Below are 598 nucleotides of genomic sequence, written 5' to 3'. Positions count from 1 at the left end.
CGCCGTTTCCGTTGTAATACCCGCCGCCGCCTGCCCCGCCTCGGCCGCCGATCGACTGGGCGGAGGTCGGGACAGAAGCCGCCACCAGGGCAACGGCCGACACGATCGCCATCATCCTCTTGAACATGACACACTCCTGCATCGGCACCGCGTGGTGCCCGCTTCGTCTCGTGGGATGGACTCGAATGGGATGAGAAGGGGGGCCGCTGAACCCGCCGCCCCGGAGCGCAGAGACACAGTTACGCGCACAACATATGCTGGAAACCGCCACCGTCCCGGCCTCGTCATCCATTTGGAGGATATCGGTGGGCGGCTTGTCTTGTTCGTTGCAGGTAATCTGCCAGCACGGCGCTGAACGGTATCTGAATTTTAACCATGCTTTTCATTCACGGCAGAGCAAAGACTGGCCCGTCGACGAATGTCTTACGCAAAGTGAGATAGGGAGCGAATTGCCGGTCGAATGATGCGGGAACGACATCTTGATCGACGGACACGAGCCACGGAGGACATTGCCTGGTCGATCCGACGCCGCGCCGGATCGCTGTGTTTCGGCAACGAAGGCGTGATCGTCGATGACGACGGCGGTGAACGGCGCGGT

General features: G+C 61.4%; 1 protein-coding gene. It reads right to left on the bottom strand.

Annotated elements, in window-relative coordinates; genetic code table 11:
* Window positions 1-382: 382 nt before the first annotated feature.
* On the bottom strand, window positions 383-598 hold a 216-nt coding region (locus tag VP06_RS37690; protein ID WP_210168134.1), incomplete at its 5' end, for a hypothetical protein.

This window comes from Methylobacterium aquaticum (assembly GCF_001043915.1).
In the GTDB taxonomy this organism is placed as follows: Bacteria; Pseudomonadota; Alphaproteobacteria; order Rhizobiales; family Beijerinckiaceae; genus Methylobacterium; species Methylobacterium aquaticum.
The sequence above is the reverse complement of the archived record's forward strand: the minus strand, read 5'-3'. Positions and strand labels throughout refer to the sequence as shown.